The 23,149-nt window shown below is 56.2% G+C and carries 24 protein-coding genes and 1 pseudogene; 5 read left to right on the plus strand and 20 right to left on the minus strand.

What is annotated here, in order from left to right; genetic code table 11:
* The first annotated feature begins 1 nt into the window (after window position 1).
* The 5 genes from aroA to VFA09_03045 all read left to right on the plus strand — a co-directional run bounded on the left by aroA (window position 2) and on the right by VFA09_03045 (window position 5,404).
* Entirely contained in the window at window positions 2-1,330 is a 1,329-nt protein-coding gene (gene aroA, locus VFA09_03025) for a 3-phosphoshikimate 1-carboxyvinyltransferase (protein HZU66227.1), read from the plus strand.
* Window positions 1,327-1,872, plus strand: coding sequence for a shikimate kinase (locus tag VFA09_03030; GenBank protein HZU66228.1), 546 nt, complete (start codon window positions 1,327-1,329; stop codon window positions 1,870-1,872). Before aroA ends, VFA09_03030 begins: the two co-directional genes overlap by 4 nt.
* Window positions 1,859-2,689 carry a shikimate dehydrogenase gene (locus VFA09_03035; GenBank protein HZU66229.1) on the plus strand — a complete coding sequence of 277 codons (831 nt, stop codon included), beginning with the start codon at window positions 1,859-1,861 and terminating at the stop codon, window positions 2,687-2,689. Before VFA09_03030 ends, VFA09_03035 begins: the two co-directional genes overlap by 14 nt.
* 138 nt (window positions 2,690-2,827) lie before the next feature.
* Window positions 2,828-4,468 (plus strand): right-handed parallel beta-helix repeat-containing protein, encoded by a 1,641-nt coding sequence (locus VFA09_03040; protein ID HZU66230.1) that lies wholly within the window; start codon window positions 2,828-2,830, stop codon window positions 4,466-4,468.
* Window positions 4,469-4,972: 504 nt separating this feature from the next.
* Complete coding sequence (locus VFA09_03045; GenBank protein ID HZU66231.1) at window positions 4,973-5,404, plus strand: PPOX class F420-dependent oxidoreductase; 432 nt, start codon at window positions 4,973-4,975, stop codon at window positions 5,402-5,404.
* An 18-nt stretch (window positions 5,405-5,422) separates the two neighbouring features.
* Here VFA09_03045 and VFA09_03050 read toward each other — a convergent pair whose 3' ends face one another.
* The 20 genes and pseudogenes from VFA09_03050 to VFA09_03145 form a co-directional block, all read right to left on the minus strand.
* The gene (locus VFA09_03050; protein HZU66232.1) at window positions 5,423-6,001 is read right to left on the minus strand and encodes a DNA alkylation repair protein; all 579 of its coding nucleotides are present in this window, start codon (window positions 5,999-6,001) and stop codon (window positions 5,423-5,425) included.
* 276 nt (window positions 6,002-6,277) lie between these two features.
* Entirely contained in the window at window positions 6,278-7,495 is a 1,218-nt protein-coding gene (locus VFA09_03055; GenBank protein HZU66233.1) for a site-specific integrase, read from the minus strand.
* 120 nt (window positions 7,496-7,615) lie between these two features.
* Complete coding sequence (locus VFA09_03060) at window positions 7,616-7,747, minus strand: hypothetical protein (GenBank protein HZU66234.1); 132 nt, start codon at window positions 7,745-7,747, stop codon at window positions 7,616-7,618.
* Window positions 7,748-8,239: 492 nt separating this feature from the next.
* Window positions 8,240-9,103 carry a DNA adenine methylase gene (locus tag VFA09_03065; GenBank protein HZU66235.1) on the minus strand — a complete coding sequence of 288 codons (864 nt, stop codon included), beginning with the start codon at window positions 9,101-9,103 and terminating at the stop codon, window positions 8,240-8,242.
* Window positions 9,100-12,081, minus strand: a complete 2,982-nt coding sequence (locus tag VFA09_03070) for a phage/plasmid primase, P4 family (protein ID HZU66236.1) — start codon at window positions 12,079-12,081, stop codon at window positions 9,100-9,102. The genes VFA09_03065 and VFA09_03070 overlap by 4 nt, the downstream gene beginning before the upstream one ends.
* Complete coding sequence (locus VFA09_03075) at window positions 12,071-12,289, minus strand: helix-turn-helix domain-containing protein (protein HZU66237.1); 219 nt, start codon at window positions 12,287-12,289, stop codon at window positions 12,071-12,073. The genes VFA09_03070 and VFA09_03075 overlap by 11 nt, the downstream gene beginning before the upstream one ends.
* Window positions 12,290-12,309: 20 nt before the next feature.
* Entirely contained in the window at window positions 12,310-12,819 is a 510-nt protein-coding gene (locus tag VFA09_03080) for a hypothetical protein (GenBank protein HZU66238.1), read from the minus strand.
* Between the two features lie 98 nt (window positions 12,820-12,917).
* Entirely contained in the window at window positions 12,918-13,619 is a 702-nt protein-coding gene (locus VFA09_03085) for a hypothetical protein (protein HZU66239.1), read from the minus strand.
* A 3-nt stretch (window positions 13,620-13,622) separates the two neighbouring features.
* On the minus strand, window positions 13,623-14,702 hold the full coding sequence (locus VFA09_03090; GenBank protein ID HZU66240.1) for a hypothetical protein: 1,080 nt from the start codon (window positions 14,700-14,702) through the stop codon (window positions 13,623-13,625).
* 191 nt (window positions 14,703-14,893) lie between these two features.
* Window positions 14,894-15,199, minus strand: a complete 306-nt coding sequence (locus tag VFA09_03095) for a hypothetical protein (GenBank protein HZU66241.1) — start codon at window positions 15,197-15,199, stop codon at window positions 14,894-14,896.
* Window positions 15,200-15,309: 110 nt separating this feature from the next.
* The gene (locus VFA09_03100) at window positions 15,310-16,143 is read right to left on the minus strand and encodes a sigma-70 family RNA polymerase sigma factor (protein HZU66242.1); all 834 of its coding nucleotides are present in this window, start codon (window positions 16,141-16,143) and stop codon (window positions 15,310-15,312) included.
* A 306-nt stretch (window positions 16,144-16,449) separates the two neighbouring features.
* Entirely contained in the window at window positions 16,450-17,643 is a 1,194-nt protein-coding gene (locus VFA09_03105; GenBank protein ID HZU66243.1) for a phosphoadenosine phosphosulfate reductase family protein, read from the minus strand.
* Window positions 17,644-17,651: 8 nt separating this feature from the next.
* Window positions 17,652-18,140, minus strand: a complete 489-nt coding sequence (locus VFA09_03110; protein HZU66244.1) for a hypothetical protein — start codon at window positions 18,138-18,140, stop codon at window positions 17,652-17,654.
* Window positions 18,137-18,805: a glucosaminidase domain-containing protein gene (locus VFA09_03115; protein HZU66245.1), complete on the minus strand. Its 669-nt coding sequence runs from the start codon at window positions 18,803-18,805 to the stop codon at window positions 18,137-18,139. Before VFA09_03115 ends, VFA09_03110 begins: the two co-directional genes overlap by 4 nt.
* 134 nt (window positions 18,806-18,939) lie before the next feature.
* Window positions 18,940-20,793: a UvrD-helicase domain-containing protein gene (locus VFA09_03120; protein ID HZU66246.1), complete on the minus strand. Its 1,854-nt coding sequence runs from the start codon at window positions 20,791-20,793 to the stop codon at window positions 18,940-18,942.
* A 70-nt stretch (window positions 20,794-20,863) separates the two neighbouring features.
* Entirely contained in the window at window positions 20,864-21,091 is a 228-nt protein-coding gene (locus VFA09_03125; GenBank protein ID HZU66247.1) for a hypothetical protein, read from the minus strand.
* Window positions 21,092-21,181: 90 nt separating this feature from the next.
* Window positions 21,182-21,561: pseudogene (locus VFA09_03130) on the minus strand (transposase).
* Between the two features lie 350 nt (window positions 21,562-21,911).
* Window positions 21,912-22,121, minus strand: coding sequence for a hypothetical protein (locus VFA09_03135; protein HZU66248.1), 210 nt, complete (start codon window positions 22,119-22,121; stop codon window positions 21,912-21,914).
* A gap of 13 nt (window positions 22,122-22,134) precedes the next feature.
* A complete protein-coding gene (locus tag VFA09_03140) occupies window positions 22,135-22,380 on the minus strand; it encodes a hypothetical protein (protein HZU66249.1) in 246 nt (81 codons plus the stop codon).
* Complete coding sequence (locus tag VFA09_03145) at window positions 22,377-23,108, minus strand: hypothetical protein (GenBank protein HZU66250.1); 732 nt, start codon at window positions 23,106-23,108, stop codon at window positions 22,377-22,379. Before VFA09_03145 ends, VFA09_03140 begins: the two co-directional genes overlap by 4 nt.
* Window positions 23,109-23,149 lie beyond the last annotated feature (41 nt).

Here is a 23,149-nt window from a genome sequence, read left to right on the forward strand (position 1 = left end):
CATGCCAAAAACACCTGTTTATTTAAAAGTTACTAAAAGCCGGAACTTGCGCGGCGAGGTGCGTATGCCGCGCAGTAAGACGCACTCGTTCCGGGCGCTGATCCTGGCCTCGCTTGCTGACGGTGTCTCGTTTGTAAGAAATCCCAAGCTTAGCGGAGACTGGCACGAGGCGGTCAAGGCGATGCGCATGTATGGCGCGCGCATCGAGGAAGTTGAGCCGGGCGTTTTTCGCGTGGAAGGAGTGGGCGGCAGGTTACAAACGCCGGACGATATCATTAACGTCAATAATTCGGGCACCATGCTTTTCTTCGTGGCGGGCGTAGCGGCGGCCTGTCCCGGCTGGTCGGTGATTACCGGCGATGAATCGATACGCACGCTGCGAAAAATCTCGCGCAATCTATTTGAGCCGTTTGAGGCATTGGGCGTGCAGATCATCTCGACAAAAAATGATGGCATGGCCCCCCTGGTCATCAGGGGGAAAGTGAACGGCGGCGTTGCGCATATGGACGGCGTTGGCTGCCAGCCCGTTTTCAGCGTCCTCATTGCCTCGGCATTTTCGGAAAGACCGGTGGATGTATTTGTCACGAATCCTGGGGAGCGCGCCTACATCGACCTTTTGCTCTACTGGTTCCGTAAAGTGGGCCTGAATTATGAAAATATTGGGAACAACTATGAGCATTATCGCTTTCCCGGCAATCGACCGCCGCGGGCTTTTGACGCGGAAATCCCTTTTGAATGGTCTGCCCCGGCCTATCCATTGCTCGCGGCCATCCTGACGCCGAATTCAGAGATAACCGTGCGGGGTATGAATTGGGAAGACCCTTATGGAGATAAGCAGGTTATCGCTATCCTGCGCGAGATGGGCGCCAATATTCGCGTCGATGGAGATGCTTTGACCGCCAGCACCGGCGAGCTGCACGGCATCGAGGTAGACATGAACGATCTACCCGACCAGGTGCCGACCATAGCCGTCGCCGCGTGCTTCGCGAAAGGCAAGACGGTGATCAGGAATGCCTTAACTGCGCGCTGGAAAGAATGTGATCGTATAGCCGCCATGTGCAGGGAGCTTTCGAAGATGGGCGCGCAAGTAATCGAGAAAGAGGATGGGCTGGTTATCGACCAGGATGGAAGCTGGAGATTACACGCCGCACAGCTCGACGGCTATTACGATCACCGCATGGTCTTATCGCTCGCGCTCGCGGGCATGCAGGTAGAAGGGGAAACGCGCATTTCCGACGCCCAGATGGTGGAAAAGTCGTTCGAGCATTTCATTCCTGATATGAGAAACGTGGGGGCAAATCTGGAACTGGTGGAAGAAGAGCAGGCATGAGCATCGTTCTGATAGGGATGAAAGGCTGCGGCAAGACAACCGTGGGAGCGCTACTGGCGGAAACACTGCGAGTACCATTTCTTGACGCCGATACGGAAATCGAGCGCATGCATTACAGGGAAACAGGCGAGAGCCTTTCATTTCGCCAGGTGTTTCAGCAGTATGGAGAAGCTTATTTTCAAGCCCTGGATACCAGAACGTTACAAAACATCGCGCGCGCATACAAGCAGCGGGATTTCGTCTTTGCCTGCGGGGGACGAACTCCATTACGACGTGAAAACCAGGAACTATTGGCTCGCATGGGTATCATCCTCTTTTTGCATGTTGACAGGGATGTTCTTCTCAAACGCATCCTCACCCAAGGCATTCCTGCGTTTTTCCCCTATCCAGGTGATCCAGAACGCTCGTTGGATGAGCTATTAACGCGAAGAGCGCCTATCTACAAAGCATTAGCCAATCTAACCATCACTATTGGCGAGGAAAGCGCCGATGAAGTTGTGCATACTATTCTCTCGGAATTGAGGGCCTATGAGCAGCATTAATGGCGAAACGCAACTGATCGGCTTTTTTGGCTCAACCTATAGAACCAGCAGAATGTATGCCATGTATAACGCCGCGTTTGAAGCGTTAAAGCTCAATTATGTCTATGTTCCCCTCGTTGTGAAAGACCTGGCGAAAGCAGTTGATGGGGTGCGTCATTTAGGCATTAAAGCTGTTGGCGTGACCATTCCCTATAAGATCGATGTCATCCCTTATCTCGATGAACTGGATGAAGACGCGAGGAGAATTGGCGCTGTCAACGCTATTATCAATCAGGATGGCAGCTTGCTTGGGGCAAATACCGATGGAAAAGGGGCGGCCAAAGCGTTGCAGGAAGTGACCACCATTGCTGGTAAGAAGGTGGTAGTGCTTGGCGCCGGTGGGGCTGCCAGGGCCGTTGCTTTTGCGATAGCTGATGAGGGGGGAGATGTCGTGATTGTAAATCGGACAGAGGAGATGGCAGCAGCATTGGCAGCGGCGGTACATGGAAAATACGCCGTGCTGAACGAGCTTGAACAGGCAATACAAGATGCCGGAATAGTGATTCATGCCACACCCGTTGGCATGCTGCCTGGAGTGAACGAATCCCTGGTACAGGCAACTTTTTTACCATCGCGGGCAACAGTGATGGATCTCGTCTCGCATCCAAAGGAAACGCGCTTGCTCCAGGAAGCAAGAGCAAGAGGCTGCACAGCCGTCTATGGCGAGCGCATGCTTTTCTGGCAGGGCGTGCTGAAGTTTAAGCTCTATACTGGAATTGAGCCGCCTGTTGAAGTGATGGAAATGGCGCTCAATAATGGGGTGGAACAAGAGGGATGAACACTCAAGGCAACCTTCTTATTGCTCAGCCGGGTGTCCTGAGAAAAGTGATATAATGAGCAAAACTCAACGACACTTCGGCGAAGAGGGGGAATGATGCTTACGCCAGGATCTCACGGACTCTTCCATGGGAAAAAGATGTCCTTGTTCCCTCTCTGCTTGTCGCTGTTGATCTGCCTGCTTCCCCTTTTTTTTCTGGCAGGTTGCGGCGGAAGTACCGTAGTCACTACCCCCTGGCCGAGCGTTTCATATGCTCCGGTGGGGCCTGTACCCCGGGGAAATGGTTCGCACCTGGCGGCAATTTTGCGCGTGCCAGAGGATTACCCGACGATTAGCGCGGCTGTCAAAGCAGCGAAGCCCGGCGATCTGATATCTATTGCCCCAGGAATTTACCATGAAACGGTGATTGTGCCTACACCGGACCTGACTATCCGCGGGCGCAATCGCAACACGGTGATCCTGGATGGCAATTTCAGCATGCCCAACGGTATCCTGGTGACCGCTAACGACGTGGTGCTGGAGAACATGACCGCGCGCCACTATGTTGGGAATGGGTTCTACTGGTATGGCGTCCATGGCTACCGGGGCAGCTATCTCACTGCATATGCCAATGGCAGTTATGGCATCTACGCGTATTTATCAGTTGACGGGCAGTTCGATCATGACTATGCCGCCGGGCAGCCGAATGGCTTCTATATTGGCGCGTGCCACCCCTGCAATGCGGTGATTACCGGAGTACTCGCGGAGAATAACGGTCTGGGCTTTTCCGGCACCAACGCCGGGGGGAACCTGGTCATCGAGAACTCGATCTGGCGCGATAACCTTGTTGGCATCGCCCCAAACACCGAAGACTCAGAGCCGCTGGCTCCCCAGGACGGCGTGACCATCAAGCGCAACCTGGTCGAGAACAATAATAATACCAATGCCCCGGCCGTAAGCGAGCAACTGGCAACAATGGGAACCGGGATTCTGATTGCCGGTGGCAGCGACGACGTGATCGAGGATAATCGTGTGAGCGGGCACCAGTACTATGGTATTCTGGTCGTGACCAATGTTGATCAAAACGTCTGGGAGCCGCACGGCAATATCGTCAAGGCGAATGTCGTGACCGATTCTGGGGTGGCTGACCTGGCCCTTGCTGCCCCCTCTGCCGGGAACAACTGTTTCTCAGGCAATACCGCCTCACACACTGCTCCACCGTTTCTGCAATATACGCACGCCTGTGGATCGCTGCTGGACCGCGCGGGTGGTGGTGATCCCAGCGCAGCTTTCTACCTGCTGGACCACTACCTGCGCGCCCAGTCAGGGCACTTCCATCCACGCAGCTGGCAGACATTCCCCAATCCCACACTGCAACAGCCGGGTATGCCTGATCCCACCAGCGCTCCCCAGGGCATTTTCGCGAATTTGGGGGGATATAGCCTCAATATGGCGGTCAGTTCCACCTCTGTCCACCCTGGCTTGATGCTGGGTGGTCTTAGCCTGGTCGCACCTGTTGGCGAACTCATTCTTGGTTTCTACTTCTACCTGCTGCCCATCGCGCTGTACGCGGCCTGGTTTGGTGTGAGTACCTGGGATCTGATTCGTCGCGCCGATCTCAAGGGTGGCGGGCGCATCGGCTGGCTGGCTGTGATCTACCTGGTCCCGGTGCTTGGCCCACTCGCCTACTTCCTTTTTGGCAAGTCTGAGATCCAGCGCAGCACGCGCTGGTTTCTGGCTCTGGGCGCGCCACTGGCCTATGTCATTATTGCCGCCGTGTTGCTCCTGCTTGTACCATAGCAGCAGGGGACAGCAAACGCGCGTTAAAAAGCTACCCGCGTTTTCATGCCAGTCTAGTGAAGCAGAACGGCGACTCGCTTATGGGCCGCCGTTCTGCTTTTTGTCTGCTTGAGAACGGCAGGTGTTAACAACGAAACAGGGCCAGGCTTCCTCCTTGACCAGTCCCAGGGTCAAAATGCGATCCAAAAGCCCAGACCCTGGTCGTCCCGGGTACGCGGGTGACGGCCAGGAGCTCCCATAGATAACGGGAGTACATGGATCAGGTCGTTGCCCGGTGCAGGACAGGTCGATTATGAGAAACCAGCCGAAAGAGGGCAAGATAGGATAATATAGATATGGAGTTCATGCGCCGAACAACAAGAGTACAGCGGGAAGATCAGCCTGTTCCAAACTCATCCTGGTTTCTCAGCAATGAGCAAGAGTAGGTTCGGCGAACAAGAGCCACCGGCGCAAGCGGCTCCAGAAGTTGACAAAGTGGAGATTGCATGAGGAAAGGAAGAACGAATGACTATCAGGGGTCAGCAGCAACAAGAGGAGATGGGCGATTCGTTAGCCTTCCTGTCTCCCTACGAGTTTGTCCTTCTCACGACCTTTCGCAAAAGTGGCGTAGGCGTTCCTAGCCCCATGTGGTTCGCCTACGAGCAAGGGAAGCTCTACATGGTCACCGGTCGCTCGACAGGCAAGCTCAAGCGTATTCGCACGACCGCTCGTGTCCTGCTGGCTCCTTGCGATTGGATGGGCAACGTGCTTGGTCCGGAGATTGAAGGCTACGCGCGCGAACTACCCGTGGCTGAGCACGATCATGCCAACGCTGTCTTAGCCCAGAAATACGGGGAGCAGTACGAGATGGATTCCTCAGAAGCGGATGGTGAGGACGAAGAAACCTTCATCGAGGTAGTGAGCGCACCTCATCACCTGAAAGGAGAGCAAACGTGAGTACTCTTCCAGCGCACTTCATCGCTGATCTGCCTGTAACTCTTTGAGCGCATCGCTGGCTATCCACCTGGCGGCGCGAGCATCCAGCTGTTTGATCGCCAGCGCCCACTCCACTGCCACGGCGCGAAGATGGCGGTTGCGTTTCCCGATCTGCCGCAGGGCCCAGTTGACGGCTTTTTTCACAAAGTTGCGCTCATCTGTGGCATACTGCTTGATTAGTGGGAAAAAGGGCAAAAACGCCTCGTCAGAGGCTTGTTTGTCGTGAACCGCCAGTTGGGCCATCAGCACAAAACCCGCCCGCCGTACAAACTCCTGCTCCCAGTGAGGCCATTCCATCGCCTTGTGATAGGCGTAGGGGGTCTTATCGAAGAGATTCCCACAGACCTGGTCGCAGACGTCCCACGAATCGAGATCGTTGACCCACTCCTCCATCTGCTCAGGAGAAACCAGGCGCGGGTCGGCGATCATGGAGGCAAGGATGCGTGCCTCATGGATGCCAGAACGCCACAACTCCAGGGCCAGAGATTGATCTTTGCCAATGTCTTTAGCAATGAGTCGCAGCGTTGGGATCGAAATCCCTGGCGTCTGTCGATGCAAAAGGAAGCGATGGACAAGATGAGCGACGCCTTTCAGGAGTGAAAAATTCCGTTGCTGTACTGTTGCTGTACAGGAACATAAAGAAACGCCTCAGACCGCTTGTAGACTGGCCTGAGACGCCATTAGTGCCGAAGGGGGGACTCCTGCTCATCCATGAGTTACGAACGCCTCTACATTGGCTTCTCACGTTGCTTGATGACGTATTCTAACACATAGAAAGCAGGAATGTGCAGTTTATTTGTCAGTTTATCCCCCAAAAAAAACGCCAAAAATGGGTCATTTTGCTTCCCTTTCCTCCTCATCTTCCGGGTTTTGATCGTCAGGATTTTTGAATAGCTGGTCCATCTTTTCCATCGCCTCCTCATGCATTCCTGGTAACACATGAGAATAGATACCGAGAGTCATCTCAATATCGCTGTGGCCCAGGATTTCTTGTACCATCTTGGGGCTGACGTTCATTTTGAGAAGAAGACTCGCGGCGGTGTGTCGTAGATCGTGGAAGCGCACCATTGGGAGTTTGGCCTTTTTCAGCAATTTGTGAAAGTCTGTGCCGAGGTGGCTGGGATTGAGGTAGCTGCCATAGGCATTACTGAACACAAGTCCCAGATCTTTCCAACGAGACCCTACTTGCAAGCGTTCCTCAAGTTGGCGTGTCCGATGTTCTTTGAGAACCTCCAGTACGAATGAAGGCAGAGTGATCTTCCGGCGACTCTGTTTGGTTTTCGGCTCCGAAACCTTAAACCCTTGCCCAGCGTAGCGATTGACAGAGCGACGTACTTGAAGGCTTCCATTTTTCCAATCGATGTCCTTCCATTGCAGCGCAAGAAGTTCACCCCGACGCATTCCTGTTGTGAGAGCCAGTGTCAACAATGCCTCCAGTCGATGCCCTTTGGCTGTGGCTAAGAGGCGTTGCGCTTCATCAGCACTGAGGGTAAGCATCTCTTGCCTTTCCACTCGCGGGAGAGTTACATCCCGGCAAACGTTATAGGGAATACGCCTTCTTCTTACAGCCGCCTCCAGGCTCTGATAGAGTACTCCGTGAACAAGCCGGACGGTTTTTGCAGCAAGTCCTCTCTGCCCATCTGATCTTCCATTCACCTGAAGTCTGGCATAGAAGGCTTCCAGATGCTCTGGTTTGAGTTTTCGTAGTGGGTAGTGTCCCAATGCTGGGAGAATTTGCTTGTCAACAAGATCACGGTATCTCAGGTAGCTGCCAACTTTGAGTGAAGGGCGTTTCACATTTTCTAGCCAATGCTCCAGGTACTCCCTAAGCGTTTGGTCCTTCTCTGTGAGAAGTGAGCCGCGTTCTAACTCATCGAGGGCCTTCCTCAATTTTACGTTCGCATCTTTTTCAGTCTTCGCACGGTATTGCTTCTGTTTCCCGTTTTCTAGCGTGATTTGAGCAATCCAGCTACCATCCGAGCGTTGGAAAACAGAACCTACACCCTTTGGCTGCCTTTTGTTTGTATCGTCACTTGAAATTCGTCGTGGCATGATAACCTCTAAACAAGAACATTCCCCGCCTGCCTGAGCAAGACGGGGAGGGTACTTTCGTGTGTATAAAACTGGTTTACTACACTGCTGCCCATAGACTGAGGGCCTGGGGATAGTTCATCAGCAGCATCTCGCGTCCATACTGGCGTTCTCGCGTGCGCTCAACGGCTTTAGCCTGCCATCGCCCGCAATGAAATCCACGCTATGACGAAGCGCCTGGTACTCTACCTGGCTGCTGATGTCGCCTCTCATGACGCGGATTCTCCTCTCGACACAGCCTCCATCGTTCGTTCCCATTCCACGATCCCCGCGAACAACGGGTAAATCTGATAGGGGATAACTGCGTTACCGAGCGCTTCTATACGCTCTCTTCGTCCTGAGACGCTTCCCGCCACTCGCCGCGGCTCCCACTCGAATTGTGGTCCTGGTGGGGCTGGCCAGCGGGCGCGGTCCAACCGGGCGGAAATCCCATGAAGCATTCGGTCCATTCCGGGCTGAGGTTCTCGCCCGGCTCCGGCGCTACCAGATAACACAGTTGCACCTGGTTGGTATGCGTTGAGCAGCCCCCGTTCGCGTCCCCGGTGTTGAGCGTGGGCCAGTACAGGCGATGCAAGCGACGAACTAGGACGGTTAACGTTGGGTGGCCCTTGCTGTCCCGCTGATTCGGCCCTCCATGCTCTCCCTCGCTGGCCAGGTGGGAAAAGGAGAAATCCCACGCGATATGCCGAATAGCCGTTTAAAGGTTCACGCCAACCCCTGCCACAATCCAAGGGTCTCCGGGTAGTTCATGAGCAAGACTTCTCGCCCGTACTGGCGATGCTCCCTTGTTTTCTGAACGGCCTTCGCCTGCCTCCAGGTCAGTAGTCGCCAGCGTTGTGCCGGATAGAGTTCGTCCACCAGGGAATGCGCGTAGTACGAGAGCGCAACGTACGCTGGGGTGGCATTGAGTAGTGTAGCAAGACGCCGGTGATCGTCCTCAGTAAAAAGCTGGCTCCCATCGACGGTATCATAGTAGTCCTCGCAGCCGATGTAGGGCGGGTCCACATAGAAGAGCGTCCGTGGTGTTTGATAGGTCTGGATGATCGCAGCAAAGTCCCGATGCTCAATTTGCACATACCGGAACCGCTGGGCTACGACTGTTAGCAGTGCTGTTGCTGTACGAAGGGCGGAGACCCGGTTCGCGCCTTCCCCAATGAGGTAGCCCCATCCCTTGCTGAAATCGGGCACGCCACCGAAGGTCGAGCGCAGGACATAAAACCAGCGTGCTGCGCGCTCCAGGTCATCCATCGGCGCATTGGCTCGTAAACTGGCGTGATAGGCATGGTAGAGGCTGCGGCTATAGGGCAGCGAGTCGATGCGCTGCTGTAGAGCTTCTGGTTGGTCACGCGCTGCCATCCAGAAGCGTACCAGGTCGTCATTCAAATCATTGTAGACCTCCAGGTGGCTCCCCGGAGCTTTGTGGAACAACACATGCGCGGCACCGCCGAACACCTCCACATAGGTTCCATATAACTCTGGCGGGGGAAACGCTTTCACAATGCGTTTTGCCGAGGCAAACTTTCCCCCAACCCACATGAGCGGAGAGACGATTTTGGGAGAAGTATTCATGCGTGTCCCTCTTGCTCATAGGCTTGTATTGCCTCTCGCCGAGCTTCCCAAAGGGTTTGTGGATAGTAGAACCGCTCAATTCCATCCTTGAGAAGGATCACACCTATTCTGTAGCGCAGCTGCTCCTTTCTTTCCCCTGAGAAAAAGGTCACATCCTGCTCTTGGCGATTACCCGTCAGATACCCGAGGCCATCAACGGTTTCGACATACTGACGAGGATGTGTAGGGTTCGTGTAGGGTTGCGAATTGTTGTTGATTTGCCCTGGATTGGCTTCAGAGCGTGTCTTATGGTTCTTCACAGTGGTTGAGCTAGTGTAGGGTGTGTAGGGTTTTTCTCTATTTCGGCCTTCATGAAGGCCATGATTTGCGTTTGGGGAAAAAACTTGGGGAAACCCTACACACCCTACACTCTCATCCTCCTCAGATACCTGTAGATTGGCTTCTGATGGTCGTTTATCGTTATCTTCCTCCTCTTGAGAGGTATACACTAACCCTACACTCCTTTCGCTAGCCAGTAACCCGATTCCCTGGTAAATCATCCCGGCATTCCCTCGCCTCTTCTCAAAGCGCTTGCTCATCTCATTGCCAAACAGGGTCGCGTTCATGCCGGAGCCAAACTGGTTATCTTTACACCACTCCTTGTAAGCTTCATAAAGTGCGCTTGCTTTGACATAGGCATCGGCTTGTACCAGGCAGCACTCACGAATGAATTGTAGGATTTTATCCTCTTCATCGCGGTACTTTTCGGTTGCCAGCCGAATGAAGGAGGGGATGGCCAGCCCCTGGTGCTGCCAGGCCAGACATCCCCGGACAAGCCAGGCCAAAATGCCGCTGCGTTCCTCTTTGAGCTTCGCCTTAAGTGTGGGATCAGCCTGGCGCTCGTTCGGCGTCTGGGGATGGTCCACGAACCGGATACCAAATTCGATCAGGCAAGCACGCGACCAGAAGGCTTGATCGCGCGCGTCGGCATGAGGTTTATAGTTGGTCATAAGCAGGAGCTTATGCGTAGGAGCGAAGCTAAATTGCCTGCCATGCAACTGCCGCGCTGAAATTTCTCCCCCGCCAGTGAGCAATTTGATCTGGGCAATGTTGAGTTTATCTCCTTGCCGCGTTTCGCTACCCCAGACCAGGCGTTTCCCCTGCAAATCACACAAATGCGGAGTCGGCGCACCACTGACACGGAACTTCTCCTGGGCGACGAACAGGTCATTACTCACCGCGCCCACGAGCGATCCCAGCACATCCTTGAGCGTATCCAGTAGGGTATCCTTACCATTGCGTCCTTCTGCTCCATAGAAGATGGTAAAGATGTGGTGGGAAAGCTCACCGGTAATACTGTATCCGAGCAGGCGTTGCACGAACGCAATTAGAACGGTTCGTTCGCTCTCTGGCTTATCCTGGAAAACCTCCTGGAGGAATTGCTCAAAGCGTGGGGCTGGCGTGTCCAATCCCGTCCACGCCGTCGGAATCGCGGTTCTGAGATAGTCTTCTGGCTTGCCAACGTGGAGTTCACCTGTTTGCAAATCCAGCACGCCATTGGCACATGCCAGCAACCAGGGAGAGGTGTCCCATTCCCGCGAGGTGATGCGCAGATAGGCCTGCGCGTAGGTCAACACGGCCTGCGCACGTTTCAGCTTTTTGAGTGCCTTCGCCCGCCCGATGAGTGCGCCGGTCATCTCCTTGAGCCATTGATACTGCTGTGCGTCCGGGTCATCCCCCTTGCCGCGCTGCAACAGGTCGGCGTCCAGGCGCTTTTCTGCCCAGGCTGCCTCTTCTGCCAGCTGGGCGCTGGTCTCTAGATAGACGGAGGCCAGCGGTCCGCTGGCCAGCAACAGCGCGTGTTTGCATTCATCGCGTTCCCAATGATGCCCCTGCCACTCGTACCACATGCCCTCAGTATGATCATACACACACTTCCCACGGAATAAATGGGCATAGAGCCGGGCATCACCCTCTTCTTCATCACGCAGGCACCCCATGACGAAATCCAGTTCCGTTTCCGGCAGCGAGACCCCTTCTTTCTGGGAGACACCCTCCAGCCTGCCCCGGAATCGAATGATCTTGCCTGGTAGAGACCTGTGGTAGGTCTCACGGCATCCGGCAATAGCCCGTGCAATGGTGCCATGCCCATAGCTTTCCCCGGTTCTGGCTGGACGGTCCCACTTCTCTGGGCGATATAATCCCGAGCGGCGAAAGAGCCGATCCATGCGAGTAGCATCGTTGCCCGTCCAGAAAGCCAGCAGGTGGCACAGGGCGAGCTCTGCTTCCGACTGCGAGGGATAGCCAGTAATGTTCCCGTGCCATAAGGCCTGAAAGTTCGCGCCATTCTGCGCGTGCAAGGCTTTCTCCAGTAAGGCTTCGTCGCTCAAGGAACTATCTTCAGCAGGGAGAGCGCCTTGTGGCTGCTGCCTGGCTGTCGCCAGCGCCATATAAAGTGGAACCAAAGCGGGGCAGGCTTCGATACTGGTAGGGGTGCCTGCGACATGCGCACCTGTCACGGTGAAGTAGCGCCGCTCACTGTACATTTCAATAGCGGCTTCCGGCTGTGGAGCGCCAGGCACGTGCCGCCGGAGCCCACGCGGAACAATACCACGCACCAGGATATGAAGACCGGTATGACTCGGCGAATATTCCGCATAGCTTGGGAGTTGGTCAAGATAGCCCTGCGCCCACGGGTCAAGGCTCCCATCTAGATGGACGCAGTGATCCAGGTCCACCCCGGTATAGTCTCCCTGGAACATGTAGCCAATGCCATCATACCTGCCAGTGCATTGCCCTTGTACTGCCTGGGCATAACTGGCCCAGGTGTGTGGGTTATCGGAAGCTGCCTTTTTCCCTGTCAAGGGATGATAGGGCACTTTGGTCCACTTGCCCCCCCGCCGCTCTTTGCGCCAGCACACCCATTGTGGACGGGTGCGCAGTTCTTCCAACGCGGGCAGGTTTCGTCCACACGAAAGGGTTGCCTGATTACTCACCATGTTGCTCAATCCAGGCCTGTAGTTTCCCCGGTTGGACACGCCTGGCCCCATCGATCTTGATGGAGGGCAGTCCGCTTTTGAGCAGGGCATAGACTTTGACTTTGCTCAAGCCAAGAATAGCAGCAACCTCACTTACGGTCAGCAGCTTTTGCAGGGGGTCTGCCGGCAGTATTTTGATCGTGGTGGTTGATTTCATGTTGGTACGCATAGATTTCCTTTCCGTTGATCCTAACTGGCCTGCTCCTGGAGGAGTGCGCAGGCATAGACCTGCTCGTAGAGACATTCAAGCGCCTCATCAGGGGTAATCCCTCGCGCTGAGATGACCTGGATGCCGGGATGCTTGATCACCACCGCGGCCATGGCTTCGAGAGTGGTCAGTACCAGCACGTGACTCCCCCCAAGCATCTGTGCGATTTCTTCCCGGTACCAGGCATTGCGTTCTGGGTAGACTTCGGTAGAGGCGGCGAGCCTTTCCCATTCTACCGATAACCTAATCGCCTCATCCCAGGCACAACAGGCGTCCAGGGCTTGTTGTCGGGAAGGGTAACCCTGCTCTTGATCAGCACAGGACTGTACTGGGAGAGCTGGCGGAATAGCACTCGTCTCGATATCGAGAAAGGTGACCCAATGGGGTGTATCGGTCAGAGAAGCGAACGCTGGGAACCAGCGCCCCTCGGCAGTTTCAATCAGCGCCATCCCTGTCGGAAGTGCTCCTGTAGAGGTTGTTTGTTGCGTCATGCATGTTCTCCTTTATCTGATGGCAAAAGAAAAGGCCAAGACAGATGTCCTGGCATGGGTATATAAAACTTATCTCGTTGACTATCCGGTCTGGCCTGTTATTTCACGCGTAATCGCCTTTGTTGGTGATAGCGCCGGAGGCCTGTACTGATCTTGCTACCGATAGCCCGGCGCTCAGCCTCCGTCAAAAAGGACAGAGGACGACCACGATAGCGCGTTTTTTGTGCGTCCTCTACCTCTCGTTTAATGCGTCGCTGTGTTCTAGGTGGCAGGCTGGCCAGCAACGCTTGTGCTGTGGCATCGCCGTTGATGAGCGCCCCTAGCAGCATATGGTGTCCAAACGAAGTACGGCGAAGCTGCGCAAAGTCCGGGGAGGTGATGGCGACCGCCGTCTCGCGTGGCTCGTAACGGCGGTTCGTGCGCATCTCCCAGACCGGCAGATGCAGGTAGCTATCATGCAGCCCGCAGATGACCAGGCTGAACTCAGGATGATCAGCCAGGTGGTAGCGGTAGTAATCGCTGCTTTTGGCCAGCACCACCGCGTGGCGCGCTCGTTGCAGGATAGCCGGGACCTGCTCCGGGGTCTGTTTGGAGGCATAGAAGGCTTCGCACTCGCTGACATGAGCTAACAGAGCACGCATCGTGGCCTGGGTCTCTTTGGCATCCTTACAGCGAATCACGGCAATGCTGTTATTGGTGGCACTGAGCGGAACCAGGGCATAGCACGCGTTGACGTGCTGGCTATAAAGCGCGGCCCAAGTCTTTTCGCGCGTGTAGCGACTGTACGGACGCTCGGTCATGGATTACGCATCCTCCTCAGTCACGGTGGTACTGCCCTGAACCGGTCCGAGTTGGTTGTATCCTTGACCCATAGCGACCATGAGGTTAATGGCCATTTGCCGCTGATCAATGGGCATGGCCGGGTCGAGGATAGCGCGTTGCAGCCTGGTCAGCATCTGAATGGTCATCTGAGCAGTTTCCTGCTGCGTGCGCAGAGCATCTATCTGGGCCTGATTCTGCATCTTCTCGATGCTGAGCTGGGTAGTCAGCTTGTCGTCTTTGATCTGCGCTTCGACCGATGCTTGGCGCACGGCAAGGATGCCGTCGTTGATGATGGAGACTTCTCGCCTTTTCTGCTGGAGCAACTGTTCCGATGCTTTGGTCCGTTGCTCCTCTTCCTCCAGGGCCTGTTCTGCCGTGGTGGGTTTCTCTTCGTGAGCGAAGGCGGTATAGCCATCGGCGACCAGGGTGAAAACGGCGCGCAGGACCGCGAACGTCCAGACGCCCCAGGCACCGATGTCAGTAGCTTTGGTCTGGGCCGCGATGAAGATGACCTGTGTGGCACAGACACCGGTGGCGAGGGCAAACCAGAAGTAGAACTGACGGCGGAGCTTGCGCTTGTCAAGAACACCTGGTCCGTCCGGTCGCCGCTCAGAGCGATTGCGGATCGTGGCCGCTTTGTAGGAGACAGCCAGGAAGGTCCCCTCAAGGACCAGCGCGACGGCAACGATGGAAAGGCCGGCGATGACCTCCTGGGCCTTCTGTCGGAGCCACAGAACCAGGAAGACCTCGCCGATGGTTCCAATCACCAGGATGATGGGTCCTATCCATGCCCAGACCTCGCTGTACCCTTCCATCAATTGGGTGGAAAAGGACCAGCCGAACTGGATGCGGGCAACGCGCTGGTCAACATGCTGGACCAACTGCTCAGGTGTGTAGTTCACCAGGTTAAGCAACTCGCTTTGCACGCTTGGAGCGGCTGGACTGTTGCCTCCGATGAGCGGGCCGGTAGTTGGTCCTGGTGGCTGCGGTGGTGTTGGCGGATTCGCCGCTGGGGTGATGTTCCCGGGTTGGCGTCCCCTAAAGGGGTTGCGGAATCCCATATCTGTTTTTCTCCTCAAAATCGATGTCAAAAGGTGCTCTGGCACCGGCGGTTTACTCGGCTAATTTGGGGGGAATACTCCTGTAAAAAAGCGAGCTTCAGACAAGGGAAGAGGCCACGCGATACCCAGACCTTGGCCACCGTTTTTTGTCTGAAATCCTGCTCGCTTTTCCACTCCAAATGGGCCGCGTGTCAAGCCGTTGCAGACGCTCCCGGACGGGCGGTACTGCGCGCTGCCTGTACCTGCTGGGGCTGGCTGCCGCTCTTCTTTTGCCGGCGCGCTTCGCGGGCCGTCTGGAACTTCTGCACGTGTTTGTCGCGTTCGGCTTGCCGAGCAGCGGCGGCAGCGACATTGGCCAGAGCGCGGATGCAGGTACGTCCGATTTTGCCATAGACCACCGAGGCCTCGCTGGAAGTCGTCTCCACATCCTCGATGAGTCTGGCCATCTCGTCAGAGAGTTGTTGCAAGCGGGTGATTTCTTCGGGTTTGAATGCCATAGCGGTTTGCTCCTTTCTTACAATGGTCGAGCTAGAAAAAGGCTCCCCCCTGTATACCATGACTGTCAAGTCCTTCAAGCATAGAGGTGCCGGTTAGCATCTTTGCACGCTCATTTCAGATACTCCTGCAGTTCGTCGCTCGCATAGTGAACGCGCAGTTTGTGCAGTGCCTTGGCTTCAATTTGGCGAACGCGTTCCCGTGTGACGTGGAGCGTCTTGCCCACCTCCTCAAGCGTGCGGTTGCAACTATCGGCCAGGCCAAAGCGCAGCGTGACCACGACCCGCTCCCGTTCGCTCAGACAGGTCAGCCAGGAAGCGATCTGCTCTTTGAGCAAGAGATGATCGGCGGCATCAGATGGGGACGGTGTGCTGGGAGCCTCAACGAAGTCGCTCCAGGGGTGATCTTCTTCGCCAACAGCGAGGTCCAGGCTCATGGGTTCCTGACTCACCTGCAAGAGTTGGGCGACGCGCTGTGGGCTGAGGTCCATGTCCACAGCAAGTTCCTCTTCGGTTGGTTCACGCCCCAGGTCTTGCTGCAAGCGAAGTCGGCTCCGATGCAGCCGGCGGATCGTTTCGCGCAGATGCATCGGAAGACGGATCGTCCGCCCCTGGTCGGCAAGGGCGCGAGTGATGGCCTGGCGAATCCACCAGAAGGCATGCGTGCTGAACTTGAGGCCCCGGCTGGCATCGAATTTGTCCACTGCGCGCAGTAAGCCGAGGTTCCCCTCTTGAATGAGGTCTTCCAACGCTAGTCCATATCCTTGATAGCGCTTGGCAAGACTGACTACTAGTTTGACGTTGGCTTCGATGAAGCGCTGCCTGGCCTGCTCATCACCGGCCCGGATACACTCTGCCAACTGCTGTTCTTCTTCGAAGGTCAGCAACCGATGAGGCCCGATGTCTCTGAGGTACTGGCTGATGAGGTTGAGTTCCTCCTCATGCATAGCAACTTGTCTCCTTGTCTTGAGAGCAAAAGAAGAGCACTGATGGCATATCAGCGCTCCAATCTGACTGTGCTTGTCTGTTTGGGTGAGATCGTGCAAGCGTTTCATTCATAGACCCAGGCAGCCCCATCCTGGGCGCTGAGCCTCAATCGCTGGCCTCCCTTGGCAAGCGCCAAGTGATCGTCCCATGATCATAATCCCCTCCATTTGATTTGCTGATCAGGCTGGACCCTGCGTGTGGCCTGCAAAGCTGCCCAATGTATCAACCTGATAAACTCGGCCTGCAATGGTAATCTTTGGCAGCATTCAGAGAAAGTCTTCCTCCAGCAGTGGCTGGACTACCCCATCGGCCAGCACCTGGGGCAAGAGGACATCACCACGGACCTCGTGGCCTGTCCATCCCTCCGGCCAGGTATTGGCCTCCATCAGCTCTTGAATTCGCAGGTATTCGCGCCGGTTGATCAGTTGGATGAACGGCCGTTTCGCCTGCCGCGCTGCGCTATTGATCGCTCGTTGTATCCTGAGTACCTCATGGAGTCCAGCGCGACGAGCTTCCATAGTCAGCGGTCCTAACCGCATCGGATGGGCGGCAAGCCTGCCATCCTTGCGCCGGTCGGTGCCAGCTTTGCGCAGCCGGTATTGTGGTCTGGCGAGTTCCTGGTAGAGCGGTCTGAGCCGCTTCAGGGGAGCCAGGTATGCCCATTGCGGCAGTTTCAATACTGCATCCAGAGCCACATCCCTGGAGGCCAGGTTGCAGCCAACACAGCCAGTCCGGGCGTTGAGTTCCTCTTTTTCGTCTCCGCCATACACTTCAGCAATCACCTGGGTGGGAAAGCCATCCTCCGGGGCATAGAACATCAGCCAGTCCCAGATATGGCACACCCGCCAATGCAGGCATGGCGCCAATACATCGGCAACAGCCGTCGCGCTTGTGTGCTGTAGCCATCCCTGCCCGCATTCAGCCCCATCTCTTGAGCAGGATAGGGCGATGCGTTGATCGCGGGCGGCACTCTCTCCCAGGCGTACCCCAGTCAGGAGCAGCACCTTTTCCCCATGACTATAGCGCTGGCGCACAACGTCAAGCGCTAATTTCATCGGCTCGACTTTCAACTGTGCCGTACACCAGCGAAAGCGATTCTTGGGCGGAGGCACGCCGCGGCCAAACAGGTACACGAAGTAGCGGTCATCCAGTGCCGGTAAGACGATGTGCGTCTGTATCCCGTGTCGCCGCAGTTCCTGCAAAACACCCATGGCTGCCATCTGCAAGGGAGGCAACTCCAGGCGGGTATCGGCATACAACACGGTTAGGCTCCTGGGGGCAGCAATAGCCCCGGATGTGATGAGGTGGGCCACCAGGGTGACAACGGTCGAGGAGTCCTTGCCTCCACTATAGGCCATCGCCCAATGACCATACCCAGGACCGTAAGCAGACAGCGATTCGATAGTAAGGGCCAGCGACCGTTCGAAGGTCAAGCGCTCGCCCTCCCATAAACTCGGCATACGGCCGCTCATTGCTGCTTCCCTCCATCTCGCGTCCCCTCTGGTTCGCGCTTCTGTTTGCGCGGTGCCAGCAGATATCCGGTCTCCAGCAGCGTCCTCACCTCCAGGTCCAGCGTGCGCAATTTGAGTCGGATGCGTGAAAGCACGTTGCGCATGGGCCGCATGATGATCTCCCACTCTTCTGTTCCCATGGCGGTATATAACATCTCCCTGGCCCGGGTGACTTCCCGATCCGAAGTGGCCCCATGAAAACGGGCATAACACACTTCGTAGGGACAATAATCGGGATAGGACTCCAGGAGTGGGAGGAGCAGCGTGAGTTCAGTTGGTGTGAAGAGCTGTACCGCCAGCAGCTGGGGGTGGTTCGCTGCACAGGTGATCTTGACCAGGATGCCCAGCGAACGATGGAGCGCCAGGACACCCTCAAGCGGAGCCTGGAGGTCAAGCGAGAAGATCATCTCGTCGGCGGATGCCGTCAAACTGCTTCCGCCTTTCATCTTTGCACCTCGTGCTGCCGCCAGTGCGAGACGGCATCTTCAACAGCGGCGATGTAGCCAGCGACATCGTTGCCGTCGCTGGCGGGCGCATAGACGGGGATGATCTGTTCGACGCTGGTCAGGTGCCAGGTACCAATGTAGAGGGTACGTATGAGGTGATACCAATCGGCATAGCCTTGCGCCCAACTGCTGTAGGCGCGATAGCCATCGATGCAGCGGTAGCCAGCACTACAGCGGATATTGCCGAGCGAATGGGTCAGGCGGGCGATGCCAGTCGTGCCAAAAGCACTTTCATGCTGGAAAAAGGCCAGGGCGTAGGCATCATCGATGCTGTACTGCTGACTCAGGTCATACAAAGCCTGCCCGGTTCCCTGCGCTGGCGAATGGGCGGCTGCCAGGACCTGGTCGACGAACGCGGCTGCCAGGCTCGGTCCTCCGCGCACATCATGACCCTGGGCGGCTGCCAGGACACGCACATCTGGCTTGCTTCGGTGGTGTGTGGGCGTCGGCTGCGCAGGGAGCGGGGATGAAAACGGACGAAAGGGCGAGTTGGGATACACCATCAGGATCACACAGACGATGATCGCCAGGACAATCACCAACCAGCCGAAAGGGGTGAAACACCCGCGGCGGCTCTGAGTTGGGGGGAGAGGTGTGTACTGCATAGGGAAAACTCCTTTCGACAAGGAAATCCCACCTGGTTCATGAGAACAGGTGGGAACAGTCGGCCCCTCACGAGGCATCCCTCTGAGGAACATCGATCAACCATGGCACCAGACGGTCCAACGCTGGTGCCATTTCATACACACGAAATGGTGTGCGATGACGCGAGGAACTGAAGGAACTGGGGATCGTTGCGGATCAGGCTCTCGACATAGCCACTGTAGCCGTCGTCCCCGCCTTTCAGCGTCCGCAGGTAGGCCACCACCTCCTGGCTCACTTTGATCTGCAGGCGCATTTTGTCCTTCCGTGGCCTGCCGCCTTTCTTGCTGGCCTGCTCCTGATGAGTGGGAAGGGCCTCCGCTTCAACGACGAGCGCAGGCTCCAGTGGGGTTGGTGCAGTAAACCCCTCCGGGGTTGATGTGGTTGGCTCATCGGATGGCAGTGCCAGGTTGCTGATCAGTCGTCCGATGAAGTACATGGCTTGCTTGGCGCGGGTGAGCAAGACATACTCGGCGTTGCATTCCTGCTCGTACTGCCAGGCGTTCTTGGCCAGCGGATGCGGGATTTTCTCCGGCAGCACGTAGACCACGTTGAACTCCAGGCCCTTGGCTTTGTGGATGGTTGAGAAGAGAATGCACTGGCGTTCGTCTTCATCGCTAAAGAAGTCGCTGACATACCTCTCAAAGCCTTCAATGGTGACCGGTGTTTTCTGGCAGCGCGCCTGGGTGCAGTACGCTTGGTGGAAGGCGATCACCGTCTCGATCTTGTCCAAGAAGGCGTCAATCGCCATCTCATTCTGCTCAGGTTTGGCTCCCAGGACTTCGAGCTGAGCCTCGCGGTAGGCTTCCAGCAGTTCCAGAAACGCGGCAAAGTGGAAGTGCCTGGATTTCTTCAAGCGTTCAAGCACATCCAGAATGCTCGCACCAATATCGCGCCCCCGGACTTTGGCCCGCTTTCCTTGCTGTAAGAGTTTCAAGCACAGACTGACCAGGGGCGCGGTACACCGCCCGATCACTGCGCAGCCACCCGGATCAGGTTGCACACGCCGGAGGAAGTCATCCTGAGAAATGATACCAACAGTTCCACGCTCAGCCGCTGGCGCCGCTTGGATGTCCGGGTATATCTGCTGGGCCAATTGGATGGGCAACGACGGGCAGCGATAGCAGATGGAGAGGGGCAGCACCTGTGCCTGCGTGCGTTCGATGATATTCTGGATGCTGGCTGTATCAGCGCCACTGAAGCCGTAAATGGACTGCCTGCGATCTCCGACAAAGAGTAAGCGCCCCTGTGGACTCGTGCAAGCAAGGACCAGTTCCAACTGGGCGCGGTTCAAGTCCTGCGCCTCGTCGATAAAGAGGAAGTCGAACTGTGGCATGGGCAGGTGCAGTGCCGTCGGCAAGTACACCATATCGTTGAAGTCGATGAGGCGCTCACGCTGGTATTGCTCGATGCCCTGCTCAATGATACTGCTCACGCCGCTCCAGATTGTCTCCCACAACAGGTCATGGCGAACACTGAGGGCGAGCACTTCGTCCAGGGCATAGTGCTCTGCCAGGCGGAGCAGGTTCTCTTCAGTGGGCTCAGTCAGCGTCAATTGCGTGAAATTGACCAGGGTGCGCAATTGCTTGACGGCCGTCGCCTCCGGGGTGTCTTTGAGCACCATTTCCAGATCAGGAAGACTCTGGAGGTACTTGCGGCACAGTTTGATATACTTGTGACGCTCAATACGTACCTGGCCCAGGCAGCGTTTGCCCAGGCTATGGATAGTACTCGCTTGCATAGGTGAGCCACTGGCTTGCAGGCGATTGGCAATCTCGTCGGCAATCACCTTGTTGAAGGCGACAAAGCAAGCATTGCGGGTCTTGAGTCGTTTGGCTCCTTCAATCAAGGTCGTCGTTTTGCCCGAGCCGGCGACGGCATCAACCAGGGCGTTGCCGGCTCCCTGTTCGATCCAGGCGTAAATGGCTTGCTGATACGGACTGGGTAGCATGAGCATCCTCCCTTTCCTACCCACAAAACCGCCCCCGGAAGCACTTCCGGGGGCTGGAAACACAAGCATTTCAAGAGAGCGATCTTTCCCTTCCTGCTTGTGAAGACCAGGGGGGAATCTTGCCGCGTGATGGGGCACTCCACCAGCCCCTACCATTGCGCGTCATGCCTTTCGCACGCATCTCCTCTTCGGTCAGGCAACGCCTGGTAGAGCGCTCATAGCTTCCGCTACGATGCAGGTCAAACGCGGTGATGCTGGTAAAGGTGTGCTGGCAAGCCCGACAGTGTGAGATGGCCATAACGTATCTGCTTTCTTAAATGTAATCAAACGTAATCACATTGTCCGTTGCGGTGAAAACATCCGCACACCGTATGGATATCCGATCCATATGTGGCCCTGGCCGGGCAAGATACCGCTTGAGGATATTCATCGCGCTATTCTCGTCACGGTCTATCACGAAGCGACATTCAGGGTTACTACAGCGATATGTGCGTTTCCAGAGTGGCATAGTTTGCTTGTGTCCGCATGCGCAACACATCTTGCTTGTATCCCTCTCATCTAAGATCACCAGTTCTTTCCCGTAGAGCACGCATTTGTACGCCAATGTTTGTTACGCTCACGATGCTCTTTCATGACCATTTGCCTTTGGGAAAGATCACCAACCACAACGGTTCTTTCAACCAGTTTGTGGGCGATCAGATGACTCGCCTTGTGCAGCGAGTCCTGCTGCTTGTTGCGCTTGTACCTGGCTTTGCCAGAAACCCTTTGACTCCTCCGGTCGTTCGATCACGAAAGGTTGTTCTTCTCCAAGAGCGTTTTTGACCTGCGGGGGTGAGATGCTGACGGGTTGTGAGCGAAAAAGGTAGGAAGATACTTGCCCTCCAACATGCCCAACCCCCACAAGCAACGATTGGGAAGTACTCAGGATTCGGCCTGCCTGTGGGAACCGCTCCCTCGGCAAGGACACGAAACATCATCACAGACGGGGTGAGCATCGGTATGGATGATGGGGTCCTGCATCGGGATGATGATTCCCCTCGGAAACGACAAGGATGCTGCTCTTTTTTTCTTGAGGAACGTCGGCTTTTGCCGATAGTCATGGTTTTTGTGGGAACGCATCACCCCTTTTTCTCCTTTCGATACCAATAGAGGTGTAAAACGCACATGGCCAGGGTGAAGACCGCAAGCAGTGGCAGTAAACAAGGGAGGGTGCCTCTGAATGTGGCCAGGTGGGAATCATGAAGCGCCCACCAGGTGAGGCCGAACATCAACGCCGCTGCCTCGGCCAACATACACGTCAGCGTCCCAATCAGCTTGAGCAGACGCATGTCTTGCTCCTTTCTATCTGTGAGATGAAGAGTTGCGAGTAAACTGAAAGTCTTTCATACGACGCCCACTGCGGATCATGTAAGCGGACTGCGTGGCCGGGTCGTTGATCACACGCTTCCACTCCTCGACCGGTGGCTGCTCGCGCCACATGATGGGCGTCGTGAACGATGGGGGATGATGCTGTGAGCCACGATACACATGAATGCGATAGCCCCGGACGCGCCGGCCCCGTTGGGAAGTCTGTTGCGCCTGTCTCATGCCGCTAGCACCTCCTGCATGGGGTAGGCAATCTGCAAGCGCCAGCCGACCAGCCGCCGGTCAACGTAGACCGCGCTAGCACTGACCAGGGACTGATGCCACTGCCGCTGCACCTCGATGACCTTTTCCAACAGCACATCCAGCTTGTGAAACACCTGCCGGGTGTGGACGAGTTGACGGCGTACCATCGCCAGGGCAGCACGCAGCCACACCAGGCGCATCCAGCGCTGCAAGCGAGAGGTGGGAGCGTTCCGTGGTGGCTCTGGCCCGTCTGCAACGACCTCGTTGACGGTCTCACACGCAAGGAAGAGTTCGGGGAGAGGAAGGAGCGTCACGGCCTGGCGTCCCTGCTCGTGGGTTTCGCCCGTCTCACCTGGTTCAACGGGATCAGGGACCGAGGAATCGTCAGCGGGCCAGGGAGAGATGCCCGCTTCTAGGCGTTCGCGCACGTCACAGGTGGGCAGATTCTGCAAGGTCCGGTCCCAAGGCAGCGCGTGTGCGAGCTGCCCCGTGTTGACCCAGACCGTAAACACGCGCCTGAACGCAGTTCGATCATGCAAGCGATGAGGCAGCGCAGCCACCTCAATCAGGCACGCCTCCTGGTCATCGCCAAAAGAAGTGATCCGCAGGTGACACAGACCGGCGGCGCTGGCGTAGGGGTGCAGGTCCGGTGGCAGAATAGTAGCGGCCAGCGCGACATAGGTGGTGTCAGTAGAAGACAAATCCATCAGAGCAGCCCTCCTTGCACCCAACGGTGCAATGTCCGAGC

The organism is Ktedonobacteraceae bacterium (genome assembly GCA_035653615.1).
Taxonomy (GTDB): domain Bacteria; phylum Chloroflexota; class Ktedonobacteria; order Ktedonobacterales; family Ktedonobacteraceae; genus DASRBN01.

Excerpts from the sequence above, each read along its gene's own strand:
- VFA09_03065 (HZU66235.1), bottom strand. The coding sequence starts at position 9,103 with ATGAATACTTCTCCCAAAATCGTCTCTCCGCTCATGTGGGTTGGGGGA.
- VFA09_03035 (HZU66229.1), top strand. The coding sequence starts at position 1,859 with ATGAGCAGCATTAATGGCGAAACGCAACTGATCGGCTTTTTTGGCTCA.
- VFA09_03060 (HZU66234.1), bottom strand. The coding sequence starts at position 7,747 with ATGAGAGGCGACATCAGCAGCCAGGTAGAGTACCAGGCGCTTCGTCAT.
- VFA09_03090 (HZU66240.1), bottom strand. The coding sequence starts at position 14,702 with ATGGGATTCCGCAACCCCTTTAGGGGACGCCAACCCGGGAACATCACC.
- VFA09_03040 (HZU66230.1), top strand. The coding sequence starts at position 2,828 with ATGTCCTTGTTCCCTCTCTGCTTGTCGCTGTTGATCTGCCTGCTTCCC.
- VFA09_03145 (HZU66250.1), bottom strand. The coding sequence starts at position 23,108 with ATGGATTTGTCTTCTACTGACACCACCTATGTCGCGCTGGCCGCTACT.
- VFA09_03110 (HZU66244.1), bottom strand. The coding sequence starts at position 18,140 with ATGAAAGGCGGAAGCAGTTTGACGGCATCCGCCGACGAGATGATCTTC.
- VFA09_03125 (HZU66247.1), bottom strand. The coding sequence starts at position 21,091 with ATGGCCATCTCACACTGTCGGGCTTGCCAGCACACCTTTACCAGCATC.
- VFA09_03075 (HZU66237.1), bottom strand. The coding sequence starts at position 12,289 with ATGCGTACCAACATGAAATCAACCACCACGATCAAAATACTGCCGGCA.
- VFA09_03070 (HZU66236.1), bottom strand. The coding sequence starts at position 12,081 with ATGGTGAGTAATCAGGCAACCCTTTCGTGTGGACGAAACCTGCCCGCG.
- VFA09_03105 (HZU66243.1), bottom strand. The coding sequence starts at position 17,643 with ATGCCGAGTTTATGGGAGGGCGAGCGCTTGACCTTCGAACGGTCGCTG.
- VFA09_03095 (HZU66241.1), bottom strand. The coding sequence starts at position 15,199 with ATGGCATTCAAACCCGAAGAAATCACCCGCTTGCAACAACTCTCTGAC.
- aroA (HZU66227.1), top strand. The coding sequence starts at position 2 with ATGCCAAAAACACCTGTTTATTTAAAAGTTACTAAAAGCCGGAACTTG.
- VFA09_03100 (HZU66242.1), bottom strand. The coding sequence starts at position 16,143 with ATGCATGAGGAGGAACTCAACCTCATCAGCCAGTACCTCAGAGACATC.
- VFA09_03045 (HZU66231.1), top strand. The coding sequence starts at position 4,973 with ATGACTATCAGGGGTCAGCAGCAACAAGAGGAGATGGGCGATTCGTTA.
- VFA09_03080 (HZU66238.1), bottom strand. The coding sequence starts at position 12,819 with ATGACGCAACAAACAACCTCTACAGGAGCACTTCCGACAGGGATGGCG.
- VFA09_03135 (HZU66248.1), bottom strand. The coding sequence starts at position 22,121 with ATGCGTCTGCTCAAGCTGATTGGGACGCTGACGTGTATGTTGGCCGAG.
- VFA09_03140 (HZU66249.1), bottom strand. The coding sequence starts at position 22,380 with ATGAGACAGGCGCAACAGACTTCCCAACGGGGCCGGCGCGTCCGGGGC.
- VFA09_03120 (HZU66246.1), bottom strand. The coding sequence starts at position 20,793 with ATGCTACCCAGTCCGTATCAGCAAGCCATTTACGCCTGGATCGAACAG.
- VFA09_03030 (HZU66228.1), top strand. The coding sequence starts at position 1,327 with ATGAGCATCGTTCTGATAGGGATGAAAGGCTGCGGCAAGACAACCGTG.
- VFA09_03115 (HZU66245.1), bottom strand. The coding sequence starts at position 18,805 with ATGCAGTACACACCTCTCCCCCCAACTCAGAGCCGCCGCGGGTGTTTC.
- VFA09_03055 (HZU66233.1), bottom strand. The coding sequence starts at position 7,495 with ATGCCACGACGAATTTCAAGTGACGATACAAACAAAAGGCAGCCAAAG.
- VFA09_03085 (HZU66239.1), bottom strand. The coding sequence starts at position 13,619 with ATGACCGAGCGTCCGTACAGTCGCTACACGCGCGAAAAGACTTGGGCC.